The following is a 24,550-nucleotide window of genomic DNA, read 5'->3' on the forward strand; positions in this document are numbered from 1 at the left end:
ACGGGCCGGATCGGGGGCATCGGCGGCGATCAGCGGCCAGGACCGAACCGGGCCAGCGTGGCGAGCACGTCGTCCAGCCAGTCGATCATCATCCGCTCGTACGCGATGCCTCCGCGCAGTACGACGTGCTGGAGTTCTCGCTCCGCGTCGAACGGAGTCTCCGGACCGGCTGTGTGTGCCTCGGGTCCCGTGAAGTCCCGCGCCTCTCCTGCGAGATAGTGCGCCAGTCGGTCGCGGTGCACCTGCCGGTGCCGCTCCACTTCGCGGATCAGGGCGGTCGGGTCGTCGAAGGCGGCGCCCCGGATCTTCACGGCCAGGTCGTGACGGACGCTCTCCGGCTCGATCGGATCGTGCAACCAGGAGGACAGCGCGGCCCGGCCTAGGTCGGCGACGGAGTACTCCTTCTTGTCCGGCCGGCCCTGCTGCGGGACGTCCCGGACATCGACCCAACCGTCGTTCTCCATGCGCTTGAGCACGCGATAGATCTGTTGGTGGGTCGCGCTCCAGAAGTAGCCGATGGACCGTTCGAAACGCCGGGCGAGCTCATAGCCGGATCCGGGCTTCTCCAGGAGCGACACCAGGATCGCGTGTTCGAGCGCCATGACGTCAATCTTGCTATGCAACGAGTTGCATAGCAAGCGCCGCGCGCTCCGATGCGACGCGGCTCACCCCGCGGATTACCACCGTCCCGGTGGCAGACCCCTCGCCGTCCTTCCGCGCAGGCACCGGGGGCATCCAGGCGGCCGCTGCTGCCAACAGGCTCGACAGCCCGCTCACGCGCCGCACCCGCAGGGCCCCGCCCAGCGGCTGAGCCGGGTCTACGGCGAACCCCGACACGGCCTGGGCCGGGACCACTGCGAAAGGCGACCCTGGCCGGGCCGGCATCACCACGTATATGCCATGCGCGGACCAGGTGGAGGTTTCTGTGCCGGGGAGCCCTGCCGGTGTCTCAGCCACCGGCTTCCCCATTGCTGCTCGGTGAGCGACTAACTGGTGGGAGAGGCGCTGATGCTGCGGGAAGGACTGACGGAAGGACTGGCGGAGGGGGGCCTCGCGGAAGGGGTTGCCGTCTGCGAGGGCGAGCTGGGGCCGCGGCCGCTGGAGGCTCGGGGGGTCGGCTTCGCCTTCACCGGTGGCGGCGCACTGGTGGTGGCGGGAGGCCGAGAGACCGGTGACGTGCTGCGAGTCGCCGTTGGCAGAAGGCGCCGGATCCCGTCACCCTTTCGGTCCCGGACGCCCTTTCGGGCCGGGTGCGTGGTCACACGCTCCGGTGAGGCCTGTGCATCGGGAACGCGGACCCCGGGCTCTTCGGGGGATGGCTGTTCCGGGATCGAGGCTGCTCGTGGGGCCGTCGACTGGGGGAGCACCGATGCGGTGGCCAGGCCTCCGAGGAGGGTGAAGGCGGCTGCGGCAAGAGACCGGACAGCATACTTCTTCAGCCGCGCCGGACGGTCGTACTGGTCGGCCGACAGGTCTTGCGAGGCAGTCGGCAGACCAGGAAGGGGCGCCCCGGAGGGGCTCGGTCCCCCGCTCGAGCGGACCTGCGGCATCGCGGCCTCGACGGCCGGAGCGCCGTCTCTCCGATCGCTCAGCTGCGCCATGCCGGGGTCGTACGCCCCACACTCCGGGCAGGTTACGGCGCCGTTGAGCGTGCGGCTGCACGGGATGCAGTAGTCCATGTAGCGACCGTTCTCAGTACTTGAGTCGACGGGAGCACAGGTGCACCCGGTCCGGGCAGCAGTCAGCGGCGGTGAGACGCCGCTCGGTTTGTCGGGAGCCGATCATTGCCATGTGTGAACCTCACTCACCGGTCCGCAGGTGGGTCACCGGTTACCGGGGTCAACGAGTCGCAGCGAATGAGTGCTCACCCGAAGGCCGGAAAGTGGGGTATGTAACTCTGCTGGCAAGGGCGTTGATGACCGCGACGGCGCGGCAGCCTCGGCGTACGAGCCGAACGGTCGCGGTTCGATCCGGCCCGAGTGCTGCTCACTTCCCTCCGCTCGACCGACGTACCCTGCGCGCATCTCTTCGCTCCTGCGATGCCCTGGGGCGGGGCGGCCAGGCGGACCCGGAATTGAGCACTCACGGGCAACCAGGTGAGCTGCGTCAGGCTGCCGGTGCCGGCGCGGCGACACGGTCGCATCAGCGTCGGCGCTTCGGAACACCACCCTGGTCACGCAGCACGCCGGCGCCGGCGCTCCAGGCGGTGTCCGACCGTCTTTCCGGTCAGCTCCAGCACGGCGTGTCACAGGCGCGGACGCGGTGATCGGTTCACAGTTCGGCGGACTAGGGGCTCTGCAGAACGGGGTGTACGGCCGGAGCACCGCCTGGGCTTTGAATGAGGCGTGGGTTACATACCGGCCGCAGGATGAAGACAAGGCCGTAGGGCCTACGTATTGCCTTCCTGAGAAGAAGAAGGGAAACCGGCCACCCGGGCGCCCTGCGCGGAGGCCCTCGCAGTGATCACCACCCGACACCCGGGACCTGACCGCTGCTGAGGAAAGAAGTGGACCGTCAGAATCAAGAAGGCTGAGGAGGACTCGGTGGGTCGAAACGACGCCGACCCTGAGCGGACTCCCGGCTCAGGCCCTGACATCGCGCAAGAGACCAGGGACTCCTTCCAAGCCGTGCTGGACGCTTTGGATGCCGCACGTGCCGACCTCCTGCGCGACGACAACCAGGAACACGTCGCAGGCCCGCCTCGGCCCCAGAGCCGGCACGGTCACCCGGCCGAGGATGCCCGCTTTCCCCAGCCGGCCTCGTCCCCGTCCCCAACCCCGGCTTCCTCCGCACCCGGCCGGGCACTGCCGGTGGGACGTGGGTCGTCAGGCACACAACCAGAGGGTGCGGGGCCCGACCGCCCGACCGCCACTGAATCGCTGCAGACCGGCGGCGCGCGCCAGAACACCCCGCAGGCTGTCGTAGCGGAGCCGCCGGGGCTGCCCGGAGATCTGGAGGCCGTCCCTCCCCCGTCGACGGGAAAGCCGCCGACGGCCGGTGGACAGGGTCCGGACGTTGTGGCGCCAGCCGCGGCTTTCCCAACTCCGGCTCCCCAGCAGGAAGGCGAGCCGCACAGGAGCCCCCGGCCGGGCACCGCTCGGCCGAACGTCCCCCACTGCCCGGCCGTCCCCTTCGACCAGCTGGACACCGGGCCCTCAAAGGGGTCCGCGCCATCCACCCGCGCACACGGGAGGAAGACCGGTGGCAGACGGCGACGATTCACCAGCCGCAGTGACGTGCGGATCACCGGAGTCTTCGGGCTGGGCGCGGCGAGCGGGTTGATCCTCGCCACTTGGCTGCTGACCGACCACAACTCCGACCCTGCGACCTCCTCTTCGCCTCCCCGGCACATGGAATCCACGCTGCCGGCGACTCCCACGCCGACGGATCCCTCTCTCCCGACTGCGGGGCAGAGGAACCGCCCGCGGCCCGGCACTCCAGACCCGCCGCTCCCCGAAATCCCTGGCACGGGCGTCCTGCGCCAGGGCGACAGCGGCCATGGCATCTACGAGTTGCAGGTACGTCTCCTGCAGATACCCGGCATATACGACGGTGGCCCGATCGACGGCCGCTACGACACGGAGGTCCGAGCGGCAGTGACCCTGTTTCAGAAGCGGTACGGGATCCACGGCGATGAGACCGGTGTCTACGGCGACAACACCCGTTTCGCCCTCATGCTGCGGACCAGATGACCAGCGCCAGAAGGTCCTGAAGGGGCACTCACGAGGCCGCGCCTTCATCGCGGTCGTCACCCACCCCCGGCCCCGACACCTTCCCCGGCCGGCTGCGAGACGTGGGCGACCACGGCGCTCGGCGCGTGCTCGAGGTCGAGGTCGCCGGGCACCTCCCCCGGGCCACGACGCCGCGGGAGGAGGGAGTTCCGCTCGGCGAGGAGGTCCTCGTGCGGCTGCCGCGCGCCAAGGTCCTTCCCTACGCGGACGGTCAGTCGGTACTCCGGTCGTAACGATCCGTCGGGCATGCCCGCGCGACCTGCCCGCTCCATCGGAGCGGGCCGCCCATCAGGGGCCTGCAGCGGCGCGTGGGGCGCCGCGGCCGTGCGCCGCAATGCCGCGACGCGTCCGTTGTCGTGGGGTCGGCGAGCCGGCGACAGCAGACCGGGATCGTACGATCGGCCGTACGCACCGCCCGTTCGGTGCCGAACGCACAGACGTCAGCGAAGGAATCCCGTGATCTTCATTACCGCCAAGTTCCGAGTCCGTCCCGAGCACGCCGACCGCTGGCCCGAGATCACCGCCGACTTCACCCGGGCCACGCGCGCCGAGCCCGGCTGCCTGTGGTTCGACTGGTCGCGCAGCGTGACGGACGCGACGGAGTACGTCCTGGTCGAGGCCTTCCGCGACGACGAGGCCGGCGCCAGGCATGTGCAGTCCGCGCACTTCAAGGCTGCGCAGCAGACGCTGCCGCCCCATCTGGCCGAGACGCCGCGCATCGTGAATGCGACAGTTCCGCAGGACGACTGGTCGCTCCTTGGGGAGATGGCCGTCCCCGGACAGGAGTAGCTGCCTGTCCGGACGCGCGACAGCGAGCAGCGCGCTCACGGTATGACTGCCGGGTCTCCCCGCTCCGTCCGCTGCGGTTGCGGGGACACGGCAGGACGAGTGCGGTCGTTCCGAGCGCAAGGCCGAGCAGATTGCTTGCGATGTCCTGGTCGTCGGCGGCTCGCAGCAGCCACGGGACGGCGTATTGAGTGGCCTCGACACCGAACGGCAGCGCGGCGGCTGCCGCTGCCGTCAGCACAGCACGTGTCCTCGGGCGGATCTGTGCGACGGCCACGCCCAGCGGGACGAACAGCGCGACATTCAGGCTCTGTTGGTTGATGGTGGCCAGTTCGGCGGGTCGGGGAACGTGCCAGCTTGTCTGCCAGGCCGGGTCCGCGTAGCGAAGGTTGTCCAGGTAGTGGGCGTCGAGGTCCGGAAGCAGGGTGAGCGTGACGATGCCGCCGAGTGAGAGCACCAGGAGAAAGGCGGTGGACGGGGCGACACCGAGCCGTTGACCGAGACGTTGGCGGCACAGCAGCGCGGCCAGGACGGAGAGCAGCGCCCCGGGCCAGAACAGAGGGGTGGCATGCAGAACTGCTTCGATCATGGAGGGTCCTTCAGGGTGGGCGGCGTGGGAGCCGGTGCGGGTCGGCGTCATGGCTCAGGGGGCGGCGGGGCCTTCGACGGGCCGGCCTGAGCGGTCGAACGGCCAGGCGTTGGGCGTGCAGCCGTGCAGTCCCTTGATCTGCTGCATCATCACGGGCGCCGGCTTGCCCGGGCCGGGACACCGCTGGTGGCCGTGGCCGAGACGATGGCCGACTTCGTGGTTGACGATCAGCGCGTGATAGATCGCGGATCGGCCCCTGTAGTAGGGGCTCAGCAGCAGCCAGCGCTTGAGGTTGACCACGACATCGGTTCCGCCCTGGCAGTTGACCTCACCGCCGGTGTCCAGGCCGAAGCGGGCGCAGAGCCGGTCCGTCGTGGCAGGAGAGGCAAGGTGAACCTTGAAGTCGTAGGGCGGCCGGTCGACGCGCTGGAACGCGGTACCGTTCGCGGTCCAGCCGCGCGGGTCGGCCAGGATGCGGTCGACCTCCCTGGCGAAGGCCTGCGGGTGCTGGCCGGTGCCGTCCTCGACGTCCACGGTGTAGCGCAGCGGCTTGCCGTCGCCCGACACGGCCGAGTTGCCGGTGGCCCGGGTGAACGTACCTCTGCCGTGTCCCGGCACCTCGCCGCTTGGTGCGGCGGTGCCCCGGCCGCCGGGTGACGCGACGCCCAGCCCTCGGCTGTGGTCGATCCCGGCCACGACGTACGGGCAGGCGACGACGACCGCTCCCAGCACGACGACGGACAGGACAGCGGTACGCCACGGATGTTCCTTGGGTGAACGACGGTGCCTCATGGGGCCATTGCACCGACCCCGATGTGAACCGGGCGTGAGCGTCGGCTCTCACGGCCGCCTCGTCCCGGCATGGCCCTCTCGGGCCGGCAGCGTCACGCACACGGTGAGCCCTCCGCCGGGGCGCGGCACAGCGGCCACATCGCCGCCGTGGGTCTGCGCCACGGCCCGGACGATGGACAGGCCCAGACCGCTGCCGCGCGCCGATCCGATCCGGTCGGTGAGGCGGCGGAAGGGCTCGAACAGCACGGGGATCTCATGCGCGGAGATGACCGCCCCGGTGTTGGTCACCTCGACCTGCGATCCCCGCGCGCTGTGACGTGTGGTGACCTCCAGGTGACCGCCGCGCCGGTTGTGGCGCACCGCGTTCTCCACCAGGTTGCGGATCATCTGCTCCAGCAGGATCGGGTCGCCGACAGTGGACGCGGGAGCGAGCCGGTGTGTCATGCGCACCTCTTCCCGTACCGCATCCGGTTCGGCCGCCTCGATGACGGCCAGACAGATGTCCGCCAGGTCCAGCGGAACGCGGTCGGTCAGCGCGTCCCCGGCACGGGCGAGCGTGAGCAGGGCATCGATGAGGCGTTCGTGACGGGCGTTGACGGCGAGGAGATTGACACCCAGTTGCTGGGTTTCGGGCGGCACGTCCTGCTGGTTCAGGGCGACCTCGACCAGGGTCCGGTTGATGACCAGCGGAGTCTTCAGCTCGTGAGCCGCGTTGGCGATGAAGCGTTCCTGGCCCGCGAAGGCGCCATCGAGCCGGTCGAGCATCTGGTCGAAGGCGTCGGCCAGCCGCTTCACCTCGCCCGGAGGAAGGTCGAGGGCGATGCGCCGGTGGAGGGTTTGCCCGGCGATGCGCTCGGCGGTGGAAGTGATCCGGTGCAGGGGGCGCAGCAGCCGTCCGGACACGAGCCAGCCGGCCGTCGTGGCGAGCACACCCACCGCCAGGACGGTCAGACCGCCCTTGGTCAGCAGGTTCCTGCGCATCGAGTCCATGATGATGCTCTTGGTACCCGAGTCGCTGTCGGAGGCGTGGTCGGGTGAAAAGACGATGTCCAGGCTGTACTGCATGCTGTTGCGCACCAAAATGACGGCCCCTGCGAGAACGGCCGCGGCGGCGACGAAGAACAGCAGGCCGAACACCGCGGTCAGCCGTAGCCGCAGACTCCCGCGCCACGAGGACCTGGGTCGTGCGGCGGGGTCCGTCCGCGGACTGGGTGCGCTCATCGGACGCGGTATCCCACACCGGTGACGGTCTCCACGACCTGCGGTTCGCCCAGTTTGCGGCGGAGCCCGCGGACGGTGACGCGGACGATCGTGGTGAACGGGTCGATGTTCTCGTCCCAGACGCGTTCCAGCAGCATCTCCGCCGATACCGGAGCACCGGCCGCGCGGAGCAATTCCTCCAGCACCGCGAACTCCTTTCGTGACAGGGCCACGGGACGACCGTCCCGATACGTCTCCCGCAGATGCGGATCGAGCCGGATGCCCGAGCGCTCCAGTACCGGCGGCTGTGGGGGCCGGGCACGGCGGCCCAGTGCACGGATGCGGGCGACCAGTTCGGCGAAGGCGAAGGGTTTGGCAAGGTAGTCGTCGGCGCCGATGGTGAGCCCGGCGACCTTCTCGGCGATGGTCGTCGACACGGTCAGCATCAGGATCCGCACGTCGGTGCCGGAGGTGACGGTGCGCCGGCACACCTCGTCGCCGTGGAGCCTGGGCAGGTCGCGGTCGAGCACCATCACGTCGTACGCGTTGACGGCCAGGCGTTCCAGAGCCGCCTCTCCGTCGTGTACGACGTCCACCGCGAACGCCTCCTGCCGCAGCCCCTGCGCGATCGCGTCGGCGAGCATCTCCTCGTCCTCCACGACCAGAATGCGCATGCCGTCCTCCCCCTCGTCCGCCGCTCGTGCTCCGGGTGCCCGCGGCGCCCGGGCACCCGCACCCGTACCAGAGGAGACGGCGCGCGCGGAGTGCGCGTTCACTCAGGGACCCTCCCTAGGAGGGCCGCGCCCTCGCCGTCAGGCCGCACGCACCAGCTGCGCCTACGAAGGGGGCACATATGCGGCGCCCCTCGCCCAGCAGGCGGGACTCAGCCCGGAACAGCTCCACTGCCAGCACCGGCGTCGACACCGCAGCCGAGCCGCGTGGTCGCCCCGCCATGCGGCACTGCTCGACGCGGTCGACGAACTGCACGACACGGCGCACCAAACACGCTGCCCGAGACCCTCTGTCTCTACGCGACGGTCCTGGTCATGTTCCCGCTCATACTGGCTCCCGTGCGAGGCACGATCGCCCGGGACTACTACCGGTGGGTCGAGGACCCGACGACCAAGGCCGGCAAGGGCGCAGTGGCATGGATCGCCATCTCGGCCACGGTCATGATGACCGTGGCCGGTGCCGTCTACGCGGCCGGCGTGCAGACGGCGCCCGACCCGCCAGGACGCGCTGGGCATGCCTCGACTATCCGGCGGCCAGGTGAGCGGAGTGGAGTTCGCGTACCAACTGCGGGGTCAGCAGCTGTCCGGCGCGGTCGGCGAGGACGGCCATCTCATAGCCGACCAGGCCGACGTCGCAACCCTCGGCGGCGAGGACGCCGAGGCAGCTGCCGTCGCGGATGCGACCCACTATGAGGAAGCCCCCGAGCATTTCGATCATGACGAGCTTCATGCCGCGGAAGCCGTGTGTCGTGGCCGCGTTCTGGGCGAGGCTGGTGATGCCGGAGACGACGGCGGCGAGGTGGTCGGCGCGATCTCGGCCAAGGCTGTCCGAGGCGGCCATGAGCAGACCGTCGGAGGAGACGGCGACGGCATCGGTGACGCCGTCGGCGGTGCGTACGAACTCCGAGATGAGCCAGCCGAAATTCTGGATGGCGGTGGTCACGATGACGCTCCTTGTGTGCTTCGGGCCTCGGCACGGGCGACACCTGCTCGGAAGCCGTTGAGCAGGGAGGAGACAGCGGGCCTGGCGGGCGGGGGTGAGGCGGAGGGGCCCTCCACGGGAGCGAGCAGGCGCCCGGGGAGGGCAAGGAGTGCGGACAGGCCGCCGCCGGTGGTGTCGAAGAGGTGGACTTGGGCACCCTCGCCGAGGCGTTGGGCGAGTCGGCCGACGACGAGGTGGCCGAGGAACCGAGTGGGCGCGGCGAGGAAAGCCTCCTCGCCGGCGTCGGAGAGGCGGGCGTTGGCACGTTCCCTGTCGGCTTCGGACATGCCGATGCCGTGGTCGACCACAGCGAAGCAGTACATGTCGTCCTCGGTGTCGTACCAGCCGTGCACCTCGACCGGTTCGGTCGGGGGCGAGAAAGTCAGCCCGTTCTCGATGAGTTCGGCAAGCAGGTGGGCGACATCGGCGACGGCGTGTCCGCGCACCCGCGCCGGTTCCACGGTGGCGATCAGGACCCGCCGGTACTGCTCCACCTCGGCGACGGCGGACTGGACGACTTCCAGGCAGTCGGCGGGCGCTGCCGTGGGCTGCGGCGGATTCTGCCCGGCCAGGACCAGAAGGCTCTCGGCGTTGCGCCGCATACGGGTGGCGAGGTGGTCGAGTTCGAAGAGCTCGGCGAGGGCGTCCGGGTCGAGTTCCTGCCGTTCCAGGCGGGTGATGAGGCTGAGCTGACGGCGCACGAGGTTCTGGTTGCGGCGGCCCAGATTGGCGAGCGATTCGGTCGTGTTACGGCGCAGGCCGGCCTGCTGGGCGGCCAGCCGGAGGGCTGTGTGTTCCACCTGCTGCAGGGACGCTGCGACTTCGGCGATCTCCGCCGCGCCGCCCAGCAGCCGTGGGTCGGGGTTGTCCGGCGCATCCGCCGGCGGGAGGAGCTCAGCATGGTCCTGCGGGGACTGCTGGATACGGGCGACGGCTGCGGGAAGTCGGTGCCGCGCCACGTCGTGGGCGGACGCGGCGAGCGCGCCGAGGGGGCGCGTGAGGGAACGGGAGGCAAAGGCGGCGAGGCCCGCGACGAGGGCCGCCACGAGTGCTCCTGCGACGAGATGGACGGCGAGGCCGATCTCGGCGTTGTCGCCGAGCCGGCCGGCCCGGTCCCTCGCGTCGTCACCGACCGACTGCTGGACGGCGTACAGATCGTCGACGAGTACGGTCATCGCATCCCACCAGGCGCCGGCGTCGGCGTGCAGCGCGGAGCCGTCGGCGGCGCCTTCCGCACGGTTCTCGTAGCCGGTGGCGCGTTCGGCGTCCTCGGTGCCGAACGCATTCTTCAGAGCCGCCCGCTGGGGTGCGGTGGCGACCTGACGGAAACGGGCGAGGGCGGCGACGCGCGTGGCACGCACCTCGGTGAACGTGAGGTACTCGCGGCCGTGAAAGCCGCCTTCGGCGAACACGCCGTTGAGGAAGCCGCGTTCCAGAGCGACTGACTCCTTGGCCGCAGCCAGCTCCCGCAACGCCCCCAGATCACCACGCAGTTGACGGTTCGCGCCAGTCGCGGTTGCGGCCACCGGGTCGACGGCGTTGAGGGCTTCGACGGCCGTGGTGTAGAAGGTCAAGGTCCCGGCCCGGTCTGCGGTGTCCGTGTCGGTGGCGGCCCGGATGTCGGCAAGGCGCTGCAAGTGCCGCTGGATGACATCCTCGACGGCGCTTTCGCCGCGCATTCCGCGCAGCGCCGTGTCAACGCGCTTGCGAGTAACGGCGAGCGGTGGGCGGAACTCCTCCTCACCTCCCAACAAACCGTTGGTCAGGCCGCGTTCGCGTTGCAGCTGGTGTACCAGGGCCTGGATTCGAAGACTGAGGTCAACCTCGGAAAGGGTCGTCCGGGCATCGTCGAGGGCCACGGCGCGGCCGTGCACGGCGAGACCGGCCACCGCCAGCAGCAGGCAGATCGGGACCGTGATGACCAACGCCACACGGCCCCTGACGCTGCGCCAGCCAGGCATCGGCCGACGGCCGGGAGACGTACGGCCCCTTCGGCGGCGCCTCGAACTGCCCTTGACTAAACCGCTGTTGCCTAAACCGCCCTTGCCGGTTGCGCCAAGCCCGCTGAGCGCCGACCGTACTGGCGTCCACACCCTCATGCTCACGAAGGTAGTCCGACCGCCGTAGCGGCCGGTTTCCGACCTGTTAGACCGGGTGGGAAGTTCAGTTGCGCCGCCCTCACACCGCGGGCCAGGAGAGTGTGACCGCGGGTGACGACACAGGTGGTGTCAGGCGCCGGCCGCTACCCAGCACATCGGGTGCCGTGGTCGGCCTACGGCATGGCCCGGCGCCAGGAGGCCGTCGACCGTGCGGTCAGCGCGATCAGTGCCGGGAGGCGATGATCAGGACGAGGACCAGGATGCCCAGGGCGATCAAACATCCGGAGCAGCCGGAAGACGATCCCTTGCGGAACTCGACCATCCCGCCGGAAACGACATCCGGATGGCTTCGGCCGTAGTGCGCCTCGATCGCCTCCGCCCCCTGGGATTCGCTCCCCCAGGCGGTGCGGTGCCCGCACTCACCGCACCGGTATCGGCAGCTGTCGGCCATGGCTGTCTCCTGCTGGGTTCGGTGGGTTGCGTGTGGCCGCCGGTCACGTCCCTCGGACGCCGGGAGGAGCCTGACCGCCTGGGGGCAACGGTGTGTACTCGCGCATCCGGCTGCCGCTGACCGGCGCCTCCCCTGGGCCGTCGCCACCGTCCTCGACGACGCCTACCGGCGTGGCGTCCTGCGCCAGGCCGGTGCGGTCTACCAGTTCCGCCACGCCCGTCTGCAAAGGTGCCTCACCCAGGCCCACCGGCGGAGATGAGCCGTGACGGCGTCCGGTGTCAGCGCGATTTCATCGCTGTTCCCTGACGTCTGGCACCGGCCCGCCAAGCACCGGCACGCCGTCGGCCCCGGGGGAATGCCCCCATGCTGAAGACCATCCGACTCACACGCCATGCCAGGACCCACCGCAAGGACCCGGCCGCACGGGACACGGTCCTCCGCCTCGACCGTCATGCCGCGCCGGGATGGCCTGCTGACCGGGTCACGCACAGGAGTGATGTCGCTGCTCACTGCGCGGTCCCCTGAGGTGCTGGGCCTTCGGCGGTGCAGGCTTTGCCCGAGCGGGCGTCGTCCTCGGGCGGCGTGACCTTGGGACCGCCACCGGGGATACCGGGCGCTGGTCACGATCACGAGACCGCCGACGGCGTTGGCCCTGCGCAGGTTGGTGCCGTCTGCCTCGCACTGTTCGGCGATCACGCGACATGATCTCCTGGTGGGGAAGGAATGTGCTGTTGGCTCACGTCAGTGTCTCGTCGGTCGTCCTGCAGCAAGGGGCCGGCAACTCCGAACAGCTTGATGCCCATTCCGCACGCCGCCCCCAGCCGGTGGTCGGGGCGGTCGTGGCCCGAGCCCGCCCCAAGGGGCCGCCGCCCATGAACGCCGGTCCGGCCGGCCCGAGGGCGACCGGATACAGTGCGCGAGACGGCCAGCCTGGCCAGAGAGGGGAAGCGTGACCGACACCAGCGACACCCGACCCGCCGACAGCGAAGCGCAAGCTCCGCGGCAGAGCCGGCTGCACCGCCTGATGCGCTACATCCCTCTGATCGCCCCCGTCCTGCTGTGGGCCGTGCCCTGCTGGGTGCTCCTGCACAGCGGCCAGCACTGGCCGCTGCCCATCACGCTCGCCGGCACCGCCCTGTTCGCCCTCGGCCTCGTCGGGATGCCGCTCGCGATGGTGCGCGGCCACGGCCGGCGCCAGCAGGACCGGGCGGCGATCGTCGGGGACACCCTGCTGGGCACCAGTTGGGTCCTGTTCACCTGGTCCGTTCTGCTCGGCGTCCTGTTGCGGCTCGCCCTGGCCGTGGCCGGCGTCGGCGAGAGCCAGGACCGGGCCCGAATCGTCACTTGGGCCGTCCTCGGCGTAACCGCCGTACTACTCGGCTGGGGATACGCCGAGGCCCGCCGCGTACCACGCGTGCGCCGACTCGACGTGCAACTCCCGCGTTTGGGCGCCGGGTTGGACAGCATTCGCGTCGTCCTCATCACCGACACCCACTACGGCCCGCTCGATCGCGCTCGCTGGTCGGCGCGGGTATGCGAGACGGTGAACGCTCTGGAAGCCGACCTGGTCTGCCACACCGGCGACATCGCGGACGGCACGGCCGAACGCCGCCGTGCCCAGGCCGCCCCACTCGGAACCGTGCGCGCAACCCGGGCCCGTGTATACGTCACCGGCAACCACGAGTACTACAGCGAGGCCCAGGGCTGGGTCGACCTGATGGACGAGCTGGGCTGGGAGCCGCTGCGCAACCGCCATCTGCTGCTCGAACGCGGAGGCGACACCCTCGTGGTCGCCGGCGTGGATGACGTCACCGCCGAGTCCTCCGGCCTGGCGGGCCACCGCGCCCATCTCGCCGGAGCCTTGAACGGCGCCGACCCCGACCTGCCCGTCCTGCTCCTGGCACACCAGCCCAAGTTCGTCGACCGGGCGGCGGCCCACGGCATCGACCTCCAACTCTCCGGCCACACCCACGGCGGCCAGATCTGGCCCTTCCACCACCTGGTCCGCATCGACCAGCCCGCCCTCGCCGGCCTCAGCCACCACGGCACCCGCACCCTCCTCTACACCAGCCGCGGCACCGGCTTCTGGGGCCCGCCGTTCCGCGTGTTCGCCCCCAGCGAGATCACCCTGCTCGTGCTCCGCTCCCCGCACCTGCCCACCTCGCCGTAGCTGAGGGCGGACCAAGCCAGCACGGAACCAGCACGGGCAGCGGACCGTGTCGCGTCACGATCGCCCGCACCGACCCAGGACGGATCTCCGCGGAAAACGGCGGCTCAGGCGGGTTCCGGGGCTCGGCGGGCTTCGCCGAAGTCCCAGAGGCAGACCACCGACCGGTCCCCGCCCGTACACCTCACCCGGACGTTGACGTCGGAGAAGAACTCCGTCAGATGTGGACGGCCGCGCGCCCACCGCAGCGCGAACCACTCGCCGAGATCCTCACGGAGCAGCAGCTCCGCCACCGAAGCGGTGCACACGGCCACTAGATCGTTCGGGCGTGTCTCGAACCGTGCGCAGCGCAACTCACCCACGCCGGTGGGAAGCCGTGCCTCGCGCACCCCGGCGAAGACTGTCTCCCACACGCCGTTCCTGAGCCGCAGGACACAGGTGTCGCCGATACCGAACGCCACGTGCCGACGCCGCTGATGATCACCGAGCTCGGACAGCAGTGCCGTCAGCGCGACGTCCACCCCGACGTCGGCCTCCGTCTTGGCGGCGTCGGCACCGACGCCCGTAGCACCCCCCTCGTCACGTGCCACCAGACGGATGGAGTGCCCGACACCCTGCACGGCGGCGCGCAGCAGACCGCCCAGCTCACCGTCTTCTGCCTCGTCCCCCACCGCGGCGTGCCCGGCCGGAGGCGTGGCGGTGTGCGGATCCGGATCACGGCCGCGATCGAGCACACCGCCGAGACGCTCACCGTAGTGACCCAGCTGCGCGGCGAGGCTGCGGCAGGCCCGCTGCGCGGCCGACTGCGACCAGAGCCCGCGCGGCGCTCCGGCCGCCACCACGCTGAGCAGGGTCGGTGAGGGAATCTCCTCGACCAGCCTCACCATGACGGCGTCCCGCCGGTGTTCACCGTCCTCGCGCTGCCGGGGTCCCCGCACGGAGGCGGCCCGCACGATCAGGGGGCCGAGGTCGGCACCGTCGACAGTGCTGTCGGCCGCGCAGTCGCGGCCGAGGGGCAATTGGTGCGGTACGGCCGGCGACTGCGGTGGCGCGCCCGGCGGTTCCTGCACCTGGCCGGTGTCACGAGGTGCGAACCGAGCCAGAGCCTTCGCCGACGCCTCCGCGAGCCGGGCCGCCACACCGGTCTCCACCTTCGTCTCCAGTACGGCGGCCACCCGCGCTTCCACAGCGGCTTCCAACCTCGCCTCCAGGGCAGCCGCCAGCCGTCCGTCCACCTCGGCCTCCATGCGTGCCTCCATGCTGCCCTGCAGCTCAATGAGCTGGGAGTACAGGTGCTGGTTGGCCGCGAGGGCCTGGTCCCGTTCCGCGAGAACTGCGTTGAGCTGCATTTCGTGCTGCCTACCGGTCCGGTCCACCTCGGTTGCGACCAGCTCATGAGACGGGTTCGTCGGTGCTGCGACGCTGTGGCGACGTGACGCACGGCGCAACGCGAGGCCGAGCGCCCCACAGAGAACGACGGACGCCAGCAACAGCACGTACAGCACATCCAGGGCGAGCGGTTCAGTCTCCACGGGGCTCTGCTCCTTCCGCGACCGACCGCCGCACGGTCCGTTCCGCGAGTGCGGAGACGGCGAGGGCTTCGAGGCGGTCCCACAGTTCGCGGCCGTCGCGCTCCTGGTGAACACCGGCTGCCACGGCTGCCGTGCCCGCGCGTGCTCCCCCGCGTGGGCGCGCTACGCCGCTGACGGCCGCCTGCCCTGCGGGGGGCATCACCGTCAGGGCGGCGGCATGTTCCTGGCGGGCCGTCAGATCGAGGCAGTCGAGTCGGATGTCGCGGCACGCGGCCCGCACACGCTGAGCGGTGAGCTCGGGGACGCGGCTGGGCGCCTCCTGGATCAGCGGCCGCAGTACGTCGTCGCACAGCACCGTCAGCCCCGAGGCCGCACAGTCCGCCTCGGCCTGCCGCACGGCGTACCCGGCCCGTCGCGCCGACCCATCCAGCAGCCCCACCGCCCGTCCGGCCTCGGCCAGGGCCAGCGCCCGTACGGGCAGCCCTTCGGCCGCAGACCCGAGGGTCCGTCCGCCGCGGCGTCGCAGCCAGCTGCCCAGATCGGCCAAACCGTCGGGCCCGCTCAGCCCGGCCACCGTCGCGACGAGCACCACTGCCGGCGGGTGGGGTGCCCGCCGAACACGGTCCAGCAGCCGGCTGAGCACGGCGACGGCCGGCGAGGGTGCCACATCCCCGCCGAGCTCGGCCGCCGGAACGACAGCCAGGACGAGGTGTGCGGCGTGCAGCAGCTCCAGGGCCGCCCGGCGCAGTGCCCGCGCGCTCTGCGGGCCGGTCCTGTCCGCAGAGGCGACGGGAAGGTCGACGACCTCCAGGTGCAGGACGTCGCGCCCTGGCTCAGGGGGCGTGAGCCTCCCGGGGGCCGCTGGGTGGCGCGCTGCGGGACGACGGCGGTCCTGCGGCTCACCGGCGTCCGCAGGGGCTGTCGGCGCGGGCCAGGGCAGGGGGGCGGCACGCATCTGCGCGCTGATCACCGCGTGCTCGCGGAGCAGTGCGGCCACCGCCGCGTCCAGAGTCGGCGACACGGGAGCAGCGGCGGTGAGGTCATGGCAGCGGCGCAGCGCACGCGCGACCGCATCGGTGCCTGCGCAGCCGGTGCCGAAGAGAGGGCCGGCGGGCGCCTGGGACACGCGGATGCGGAGCCATGCCGCCGTGCGCGGGGCGGCATGGAGCACCGCCTGCGGCGGCTGTGTCCGGTGGGTGATCAGGAGGCGGGCGAGCCGGTCGAGCGCCGCCGCCTGACCGGGCGGCAGCCGCAGCTCGGGCCGGTCGACGGCGCAGTGGACGACGGGGACCGGAAGGAGGTCCGTGGCGAACGGCGAATCGGCGATGCGCACCCCGGTCAGCAGCGGAACCAGGCCGGGCTCTGTACGAGCCACCACGATCCGCACGGGAACCCGTCGCCCGCCGCCCGGTTCTCCCCCGAGCATCGCCGCGTCGGCGGCGAAGTGTGGTGACAGCCCCGCGGCACGGCCCAACCCGGACGCGCCCAGCACCCCACACGCCCGCACCCACCAGGGTCCGTTGCCCGCACGGCCCCAGACCTGCTCCACCGCTGTCACGGCACGGCCCGTCATGTGCCGGCCGGCCGGTCGGGCCGCCGTACCACCCGGCCGGGATACGCAGTCCGCAGCTCGGACACATCGATTCGGCGCAGGGGCGTCAGGAACACCCACTGCACCAGGCGCTCGTCCGGTTCCCTCGCGCCGGCGAGGTTGAAGGCGGTCTCGGTGCAGTTGTCGAGGTCGGTCTTCTGCCATTCCGAGGTCTGGTCGAAGACGACTTCGTAGTCGACGGCATGGGCCAGCGGTTCGAGGATGAGCGCCACCTCCTTGCGCCACCGCCACCACCAGCTGCCTGGGGCGGCAGTGGGGCTGTGCAGCAATCCGCCGAGCACAGAGTCGAGTTGGCGGGCAGCGCCCAACTGGGTCTTCCCATCGCGCTTGTCCCCGTGAGCGTGCGCGGCGCTCGTCAGATTGGTCAGCAGCGTGGTCCGGAACTCCTTCTGATGCCTCTCCTCGGCAAGCGGGACGCGACTGGTGCGGGGGTAGTTGCGGGGATAGCTGACGGCTTGCAGTTCGGGGTCGATCCTCGCGAGCAGCAGAGCCTGCCCCGCCCGCGCGGCCCACAACAGCCGGAGGTCATCGGGCCGGACGGAACCGACGTCGATGACATCGACTGCCTTGAGAACCTCGAGGGGCGCGGCTGCCGCGGCCTGCTTCAGGGCATCGGCGTCGCTGAGATCCAGGGGCACGGTGATCTCCGGGGCGATGCCGCCGGGTCCGTCGGGTTCACCGGGACCTTCGGGGGCGTGCAGGGCGGGCACGATGACGGCCGGGTCCTCCCAGCCGGGCGGCGGTCCGCCGAGGCACTCCTGCGCGGCCTGCGCCGCCTTCTCCTGCCAAAGGCGGCGGTCGGCGTCGGGCAGCCGGAGGAGGGCCATGTGCAGCGCCGTCCAGACCGCGCCGGCCTGCTGAGGGACTGCCGCCTGCGGACGGTTCTTGGGCCGGGCGTGCCGCCATCCGCTGAGATGCCTGGTGTGTTTGCCGCCGAGCGCAGAACACAGCGCGTCCAGCCGCTCCCCCAACCGGGCTGCGGGCTCGGGCTCGGGTTCTGGTTCGGGTTCTGGTTCGGGTTCGGGTTCGGGTTCGGGTTCGGGCTCAGGGTCTGGCCCTGGTTCCGGCTCGGGGTCCGGTTCTGTTCTCGGCTCTGGCCCTGGTTCTGGTCCGGTCGTGGGAAGCGGCTCCGGCTCAGTAGCCGGTTCATGCTCGGCGTCCGCCGCTGTGTCCCCGTCGGACGGGGTGACGGCGGTCTTCCCGGCTCCGATCGCCCTGTCGTGTTCGGGCTCACTTCCGGCCGCCGCTGCACCCTCGGCCGCCACCGGCACGGCCGTCTCCCGTGCCGCCCTGATGGCCGAGCTGAGGGCGTCACGCGCCTTGCCCACGCGGACGGCGGTCTCCTCTGCCTCCCCGTTGTACGGCTCGGAGTGACAAGCCACCTTGTTCAGTTCCCAGAAGCACGCGTCAAGGGCGTACAGCACCTTGCTCCGGCTCGCCGACGGCCCTGACTCCAAGACGTCGGCCATGGCCTTCGCGAACGCGTTCCATCGCTCTACGACGGCGGGCCGCCCCGTGGGCGGATCGGCCGAGGCGGCGGTGGTCTCCTCCATCAATGCCTCCCGGTCGAGGGGTCCCAGTACTCGTTGAACTCCGTCAGGCCGCTGCTCATAGGCCGGCGCAGTACCCGGCCGGGGCGCTGCTCCACCTCCCGCAGGGTCTCGGCGGGCAGATACGGAACGGCGCCGCGATGGACCCGCAGCCGTCCGTGGGCGTCCAGGGTGGCCCAGTGGTCGGCGAGACCCGGGGCGGGGAGCCGGCCGAGGTCCTCCGGTTCGCCCGTCCCCTCGCGTACCAGATAGAAGTGGTACCCACCGTGCACAGGTGGTGCGTCGAGGATCACCGCCCGGCCGGGCACCGACTGCTGTTCCGAGTCGGTGGAGTCGTGGAAGAACTCCTCCAGATACGTCGCCTCGGACCGGGGCGCCGGGAACACCTCCACCAGCTCCGGCCTGCCCGTGTGCGGTTCGCCCAGCGACACACAGATGCTGCCCGGCAGCGAGAACGTGTGCAGCCCGGCGTCGAAGGACAGGCCCTGCCGGGCGCCGTCCAACTCCAGGAACTGGCCCGTCACCAGCAGATGGGGCATGCCCCGGCACAGCAGGATGTACGGGAACAGCTCCTGGTCCATCTCCAGCTGGTAGTTGACACCGGTGCCGTCCTTCCTGCGCCACACCTCGTCCAGTGGCTCGGGCAGCGAGTCCGCACCGGCGGACAGCACCAGGTTGAAGCTGCCCCACTGGATGTGGTCCTTCGAGGACGTGGCTCGGTGCAGCATCACCACCTCCGTCAGCGGCTTCCAGCCGGTACGGACACCACGGCGGCCCCGCGCGTCGAGCTCGGCGAACGGCGTCCCTGCCCGCAGCACGGTGAGAACCCTGGCCTCGCCCGCCGCGACGGTACCGAAATCGCCGGGCAGGCTGGAGAAGAGGCCCTGCGTCCGGATGTCCAGCTCGCTCAGGCGAATCACCGGGTCGGTGCCGGACAACCGGTTCCTCATCGCCAGCTGGCCCGCGAGCGCCTGCGTGGAATGCGCCCAGGCGGCGCCGATCGACGTCGCCTGTTTGGCGACGGAACCCTTCTCGACGGACAGCGCGGTGGGATTCCAGCCGAGTCGCACCTGGGAACCGGCGTCGGCCTGGGTGAGAACGCTGACCACGGTCTGCCCCACCTGCTCCAGGGCGCTGCTGCGCCCGGACAGCACCACCTGGTCCAGGACGGGTTCGGGATGCGGTTTCAAGCCCTTGGCGATCCGCTTGGCGTTGTCCTCGTGGATCCGGGTGAAGACCGTACGGACGAGATCCGCGCCCATCTCCGCGGCCCGCCGAAGCACCGGTTCGAGCAGCGTACGGAATTCGGCCGGGTCGAGAGCGACCTCCTTGGCGGTGCCGAGCCGGTGGGAGCCGGAGTTGAGGATCTGCAGGACGTGCTCCTCCTCGATGGTGGCGTCCGGTGACGCACTGTCGTCCTCGCCCCCACCGAGACTGCGCTTCTTCGACTCGGCCAGCCGCCACAGCAGATCGAACCGGTCCCGTCGGCGGGTGCGCTCATCCTCGTCCTGGATGCCGTCCCAGCGGGTCGGCAGGAAGTGGTCGAGGGCCTGCCTCACGTCCGGGGCGACGATCGTCCTGAGCATCTCGGAGGCCTGCTCGGCGACCCTGGTGGAAAGCGGGCGCTCCTCGCGGTCGCCGAATACCCCCGAGCCCGTGGCGGAGGACGCCGGCCCGGTCCTCAGCTGGTCCACCAGGCACGCCTTGATCCAGTAGAAGACCTGGAGCGTCAGTAGGTCCCCGCCCAGCTGCCCGTGCCCGGTGGAGCCGAGGAGTTGCGGTTCGAGCCGGTAGTCGCGGCCGGAGACGAACTCCTGTTCCTGCGTCAGGGACGGCGTGGTGTCCACCAGGGCGAGCCGCAGCAGGGCGATGTCGGTCGTGCAGCCGCCGATGTCGATGGCCAGCAGAATGCGGTGCCAGGTCGGCGGGTCGTCACTGACATGACGCGACTGCGAACGCAGAGCTTCCAGGCCGAGGTTCTGGTTGTCGGAAAGCTCCCGCATGACGAAGAACAGGCAGGCGGCCAGCCCCTCGTCGTAGTCCATGACCACCTGCGGAATGCCGAGACCGGAGCGTACGAGCTTCTCCAGCCGCTGTTTGATCTCCGGGAGGATGGTCGTGGGGTAGGTGATCACTGCGGTGCGTACGGTGGGGCGTTCGCGGCCCGGCCGGCGGTGCACGAGCTCCTCGGCCCGTTCCACCAGACGCAGATACAGGTGCTGGGCGAGATGGACGGCGCTCATGTCGGAGCCGTTGACGGCCGGCGGCTGCTGCTGGAGCACGGATCGCTTGATGCCGGTGATCATGGTGACCTCGGGGCGGTTCTCGTCCTGGGACTCACCGGGCAGTGCGAAGCGCCGATCCCCGGGCCGCGTGGCGTCGACGGTGGCAGCGGACCCGTCCGAACCCGGTATCAGCCCCGGCGGAAGTCCGCCGTCGCCCACCGGCGCCCGCTCGATCAGCGCGCTCGCCGGTGCTCTGGTGCGCTCGCCGTTGACGTCGGGGTAGTCCACAGGCCGCAGCTTGTGCCGATCGAGCGCCGGGGTGTTCATGACGCGGGCGTAGCCCTCGAACAGGTGGGGCACCAGCCAGTCCCGCAACGTCGTCCGTCCGCCCTGGTGCAGGCTCTGCTCCACCCTCACCATCAGCGCGTCCACGACATCGGCGTCATCCAGCCGGGACAGGGCCTGCCGCCCCGTGATCCGCAACCCGCCCCGGCGGCTCAGCGCCAGCTCTCCGGCCATGATCGACTCCACGGCCGTGCGCCACTCGGGAGGGGCGTCCACGGGCGGGCTCAGGAGTTCACCCAACAGCTGGGCCAAGGCCGCCGTCTGGTCGGGATCCACCAACCGTTGGGTGATGGCGCCGAGGTCCCACAGCGTCGCGGTCGACGCGGTGGAACCGAGGTCGACCGCGACGAACTGCTGGAGGTTCTCCCCGGTGGGCTGCGGCGGACGCAGTCTCAGGAACTCGTCCTCATCCTCGGATGCGAGGCCGCATCCCGCCCAGAACCCACCGTGGGCCGCAGGAGGCGGCTGCTCACCTAGCGGGGCGAACTCCAGGGCGACGCTGCTCGATGCGGTGTCGGCACCGACCGAACCCGTGTACTCGAGAGACCAGTGGACGTCGACGCGCACCTCCGTGGGGTGGCCGGAGCCGAAGACGTCGGCCGTGCGCGGATCGCCGTACACCAGACTCACCGGCAACCGGGAGTCCAGGGAGAGGATGCGGGGCCCGTCGACACTCGCAGCGGTGTAGTCCTGGGGCACCCAGACGGATTCCAGGGCGTGGGCCAGCTGCGCCGGGATGAGCACGCCGGGCTCGGCACGGACCTCGACGCGCGGTGGCAGATGGACGGTGACATAGCCGGGACTGCCGGGTTCGCGCTCCACCTGCACCTCCGGCAGCGGGAAGCCGGACTGGTCGGCGTAGACGCGGAAGTGCCGGCGGCCGAGCGCGACGACACTGCCGGGGGCCGGTGCGCCGGCCGAGGTCCCGGCCGGGTCGGGGACGCGGAAGGTGATCTCCAGTGTGCTCATGGTCAGTCGACGCTCCAGGTACTGATGAGACGGTCGATCGGCTGCTCGTCGTGGTCGGGCTGGGCGCCGCCCTCGTGGTCGTCCGGCGAGTCACCGGACGGCCCGTGGGACGGGCTGCCGTGGCTGTCGTCCGGCGGCTCCTGCCGGGGCGGCACGATGTCGCTCTCGTCGAGCAGCGCCGCCGACGCCAGGTCGTACAGCGGAACGAGCTTGTCCGTGACCACGCCGAGGAGTTCGTCCAGGAGGTCGGTGACGGTGCGGGCCGCGGCGACAGCCGTGTGCTGGCGCAGCTCGATGATCCGCAGCGGGTGCCGTTCCCGCTCCTCGATGTGCTCCTCCAGGTCCCGCATCAGGTGGTGCCAGGCCAGGGCGTGGTGCGGCCGGGCCGGGAAGCGACCCGCCAGCTCCCCCTTGTCCCGCTCCCGGTGGTCCAGCGCGGGCGTGATCCTTTCGATGGCCTTCCCGGGGTTGAGACAGGTCCACAGGTCGCCCAGCTGGCGTCGGGCCTTCGCCGTTCCGCCACGGCGCCGGGAGTACAGCTCGATCAGCAGCCGGCTCGTCCCGGGGTCCGCGAACCACTCGCGCAGCGGTGCGAACTCCTGCTGCCAGTGCGCGGCCCAGTCCTGGCACCACTCGCGTAGCGCCTCTCGGCCGTTGCTCCCCCACTCTTCGACGGTGTGCTGGAAATGCTCGACGAAGGCATCGGAGGAGTCCTCCGCCGGATCCTCGTCCCCCACGGCCCCGTCGGCACCTGTTGCGTCACCGAAGCCCGGATAGTCGATACGCATGTCGGACTCGGACGTGGGCGGCCCGCTCTTGGTGACCAGGTGCTGCGGGTCCCGGTCGGCCCGTTCCAGCAGATGGTGCCACTCCTTCCACTGAAAAACGGCCCGGTGCACGGCAGCCGCCGTCTCCGCGAGACCTGGTGGCGCGGCCGGCGCCGAGGCGCCCTCGCCGTCGCCGTATATCGGCGCCTCGAAGCCACCCCCGTCGAGCCGGTCGGGGCGCCGCAGGGCGTGCAACGCCGGGCGTACCCGTTTGTCCAGCAGAAAGCGCAGCTCGGCGAAGGTCTCCGCGATCTCGCGGTATGCGGCGTTCCCGCCCGCTGCGGCGCGGTACACCTGGCGTCGCAGCGTGAGCAGCGCGGCGTCCAGCTTCCGCCGAGAACGTTCGGCGCGCTCCAGCTTCTGGCCCACGCCGTTCCTGCGTACGTGGTCCTCGATCGCGTGGCGCAGGTGGTCGATCCCGCCGTCCTTGTCGTATGCGCGCAGGCGCGGCGTCCACGGGTTGCCGGGGTCGGTGCTCTCCAGACGGGCCGCGATCGGCTCCCACGGGCGTTCTCCGGGCGGGGGCAGCTTGCCCATGGCAGCACGTACCCGCTCGCGGGTTTCGTCGGAGAGACGGGTGTATGAAAGCTCATAGGCACGGATCGCGGGTACCGCCGAGGTCACCACGATGCCGTCCTGGCGTCCCCGGACGAACTTGCTGCCGTAGACGTGGATTCCATTGAGCTCGTCGGCGTGCCGCAGCAGATCGGGCACGGGCAGAGCGGTGCCGGGGAGGGCCGCGAGAGACGGAAGGTGCGTCCGGTCGAAGACGTTGGCGGCGATCAGCGCCGCCTGCCCCAGGGCATCGGCACTGCGGCCGTCCTCCAGCAGCATGTCCCAGAACTCCGAGGCGCCCTTGGACTCGGGGCGGGAGGACAGCACGACCAGCAGGATCGTGTGCACGTCGACCAGGGCGCGCCGGCTCAGGGACTTGTCCCTGCCGTACGAGCCGGCGGCGCCGATGCCGGGGAAGTCGAGAAGCTGGACGGGGTGTTCGGCCAGCAGACGGCCGAGGGCCCAGTGGTCCGGCGAGACGGTGACCTTCTGCACCACGCGCTCGATCAGCGGGAAGCTGCGGCTGAGCGCGTCCTTGTCGCTCTCGATGTTCTCACTGTTGAAGGGCTGAAGGGTGAACTTGGGCGGCGTCTTGGGAGTGACCTTGGCAGGGGGCAGTTTCAGTGCCTCGTTCACGATCTTCCGGGCGACGAGGGCCCGGTGACCCAGCACGCTGTACCGGCCACGCTGACTGAGCAGGGCGTCCCGAATCCGGCACAGTTCCACCACCGTGTCCCGATGGGCGTCGTCGATGAGCTCGGGTGGCACCGGGGCCGGGGACGCGCCGGCGGGCGTCGGCCACAGGCAGGGGTACCAGCTGTCGAACGGCGCCCAGCCGCGCGGATCGGTCACCGGGTCGTACCCCGCGAGTGCGACGCCGGCGCCCAATTCAGGGTGTCTGCGGTCGAGTTTGGTGACGAGCGTGGAGAGGATGTCCTCGACACAGCGGCTGAGCTGGGCTTCGCTCAGATAGCGGATCTCGGTGGTGTCCGCTGCCCGCGTCGGGCTGCCGGACTCGCCCGCGGTCAGAGACAGCACGGTGATGTTGCCGGTCGTGGGGCGCTCCTCGACCGGCAGCAGATCGGGACAGCCGAGGAGCGTGCCCAGGAGCAGGGACTTGCCGACGCTGTACTCCCCGACAACGCCGATGGTGACCGGTGAATCGACCCGGTCCAGCAGTTCCTGGGCGGTCTCTGCGACGCGCGCACGGGCGGCGTGGCACTCCGGGGTGTCGGGTATCTCCTGATCCTGGAGCATGGCCTGGGCGTCTTTGGCGTATCGCCGCACATCGGCCAGAGCGGTGGGCGAAGCCGCTGGACTTGTGGCGGCTGAGGCGGATGTGTGGGACACGGCGACTCCGCGGTGAGTGCGGTGAGCGGGTGGTTTGACGACGAGTCGGTTTGTCGG

16 protein-coding genes and 1 pseudogene are annotated in these 24,550 nt (G+C 70.8%); 4 read left to right on the forward strand and 13 right to left on the reverse strand.

The window, feature by feature from the left end; genetic code table 11:
- Positions 1–29: 29 nt before the first annotated feature.
- On the reverse strand, positions 30–602 hold the full coding sequence (locus ACIRU3_RS30865) for a PadR family transcriptional regulator (protein ID WP_404063043.1): 573 nt from the start codon (positions 600–602) through the stop codon (positions 30–32).
- Positions 603–3,236: 2,634 nt separating this feature from the next.
- On the opposite strand from ACIRU3_RS30865, the gene ACIRU3_RS30870 reads away from it, so the two are divergent.
- From ACIRU3_RS30870 to ACIRU3_RS30880, 3 genes are all read left to right on the forward strand, one after another.
- On the forward strand, positions 3,237–3,692 hold the full coding sequence (locus ACIRU3_RS30870) for a peptidoglycan-binding protein (RefSeq protein ID WP_404063046.1): 456 nt from the start codon (positions 3,237–3,239) through the stop codon (positions 3,690–3,692).
- 125 nt (positions 3,693–3,817) lie between these two features.
- Complete coding sequence (locus ACIRU3_RS30875; protein ID WP_404063049.1) at positions 3,818–3,964, forward strand: hypothetical protein; 147 nt, start codon at positions 3,818–3,820, stop codon at positions 3,962–3,964.
- Between the two features lie 223 nt (positions 3,965–4,187).
- Positions 4,188–4,520 carry a putative quinol monooxygenase gene (locus ACIRU3_RS30880; protein WP_404063051.1) on the forward strand — a complete coding sequence of 111 codons (333 nt, stop codon included), beginning with the start codon at positions 4,188–4,190 and terminating at the stop codon, positions 4,518–4,520.
- 109 nt (positions 4,521–4,629) lie between these two features.
- On the opposite strand, the pseudogene ACIRU3_RS30885 reads toward ACIRU3_RS30880, so the two are convergent.
- From ACIRU3_RS30885 to ACIRU3_RS30915, 7 genes and pseudogenes are all read right to left on the reverse strand, one after another.
- Positions 4,630–5,157: pseudogene (locus ACIRU3_RS30885) on the reverse strand (VanZ family protein); the annotation flags it as partial.
- Positions 5,158–5,160: 3 nt separating this feature from the next.
- Positions 5,161–5,898 (reverse strand): DUF3152 domain-containing protein, encoded by a 738-nt coding sequence (locus tag ACIRU3_RS30890; RefSeq protein WP_404063053.1) that lies wholly within the window; start codon positions 5,896–5,898, stop codon positions 5,161–5,163.
- A 48-nt stretch (positions 5,899–5,946) separates the two neighbouring features.
- The gene (locus ACIRU3_RS30895) at positions 5,947–7,119 is read right to left on the reverse strand and encodes a sensor histidine kinase (protein ID WP_404063055.1); all 1,173 of its coding nucleotides are present in this window, start codon (positions 7,117–7,119) and stop codon (positions 5,947–5,949) included.
- Positions 7,116–7,772: a response regulator transcription factor gene (locus ACIRU3_RS30900; protein ID WP_404063058.1), complete on the reverse strand. Its 657-nt coding sequence runs from the start codon at positions 7,770–7,772 to the stop codon at positions 7,116–7,118. Before ACIRU3_RS30900 ends, ACIRU3_RS30895 begins: the two co-directional genes overlap by 4 nt.
- Before the next feature lie 580 nt (positions 7,773–8,352).
- Positions 8,353–8,772 carry a roadblock/LC7 domain-containing protein gene (locus ACIRU3_RS30905; protein WP_404063061.1) on the reverse strand — a complete coding sequence of 140 codons (420 nt, stop codon included), beginning with the start codon at positions 8,770–8,772 and terminating at the stop codon, positions 8,353–8,355.
- Positions 8,769–10,742: a nitrate- and nitrite sensing domain-containing protein gene (locus tag ACIRU3_RS30910; RefSeq protein WP_404063064.1), complete on the reverse strand. Its 1,974-nt coding sequence runs from the start codon at positions 10,740–10,742 to the stop codon at positions 8,769–8,771. The genes ACIRU3_RS30905 and ACIRU3_RS30910 overlap by 4 nt, the downstream gene beginning before the upstream one ends.
- A 391-nt stretch (positions 10,743–11,133) precedes the next feature.
- Positions 11,134–11,361, reverse strand: coding sequence for a hypothetical protein (locus ACIRU3_RS30915; protein WP_404063067.1), 228 nt, complete (start codon positions 11,359–11,361; stop codon positions 11,134–11,136).
- 949 nt (positions 11,362–12,310) lie between these two features.
- On the opposite strand from ACIRU3_RS30915, the gene ACIRU3_RS30920 reads away from it, so the two are divergent.
- Entirely contained in the window at positions 12,311–13,531 is a 1,221-nt protein-coding gene (locus ACIRU3_RS30920; RefSeq protein WP_404063069.1) for a metallophosphoesterase, read from the forward strand.
- A 104-nt stretch (positions 13,532–13,635) separates the two neighbouring features.
- Here ACIRU3_RS30920 and ACIRU3_RS30925 read toward each other — a convergent pair whose 3' ends face one another.
- From ACIRU3_RS30925 to ACIRU3_RS30945, 5 genes are read right to left on the reverse strand one after another with little or no spacing between them, the layout of a single operon-like run.
- Positions 13,636–15,060 carry a hypothetical protein gene (locus ACIRU3_RS30925; protein ID WP_404063072.1) on the reverse strand — a complete coding sequence of 475 codons (1,425 nt, stop codon included), beginning with the start codon at positions 15,058–15,060 and terminating at the stop codon, positions 13,636–13,638.
- Entirely contained in the window at positions 15,050–16,609 is a 1,560-nt protein-coding gene (locus ACIRU3_RS30930; protein ID WP_404063074.1) for a hypothetical protein, read from the reverse strand. The genes ACIRU3_RS30925 and ACIRU3_RS30930 overlap by 11 nt, the downstream gene beginning before the upstream one ends.
- A 20-nt stretch (positions 16,610–16,629) precedes the next feature.
- On the reverse strand, positions 16,630–18,225 hold the full coding sequence (locus tag ACIRU3_RS30935; protein WP_404063077.1) for a hypothetical protein: 1,596 nt from the start codon (positions 18,223–18,225) through the stop codon (positions 16,630–16,632).
- Complete coding sequence (locus tag ACIRU3_RS30940; protein WP_404063080.1) at positions 18,225–21,761, reverse strand: hypothetical protein; 3,537 nt, start codon at positions 21,759–21,761, stop codon at positions 18,225–18,227. The genes ACIRU3_RS30935 and ACIRU3_RS30940 overlap by 1 nt, the downstream gene beginning before the upstream one ends.
- 2 nt (positions 21,762–21,763) lie before the next feature.
- Positions 21,764–24,400, reverse strand: a complete 2,637-nt coding sequence (locus tag ACIRU3_RS30945) for a hypothetical protein (protein ID WP_404063082.1) — start codon at positions 24,398–24,400, stop codon at positions 21,764–21,766.
- Between the last annotated feature and the right edge of the window lie 150 nt (positions 24,401–24,550).

Source organism: Streptomyces sp. NPDC101151 (assembly GCF_044768335.1).
Taxonomy (GTDB): Bacteria; Actinomycetota; Actinomycetes; order Streptomycetales; family Streptomycetaceae; genus Streptomyces.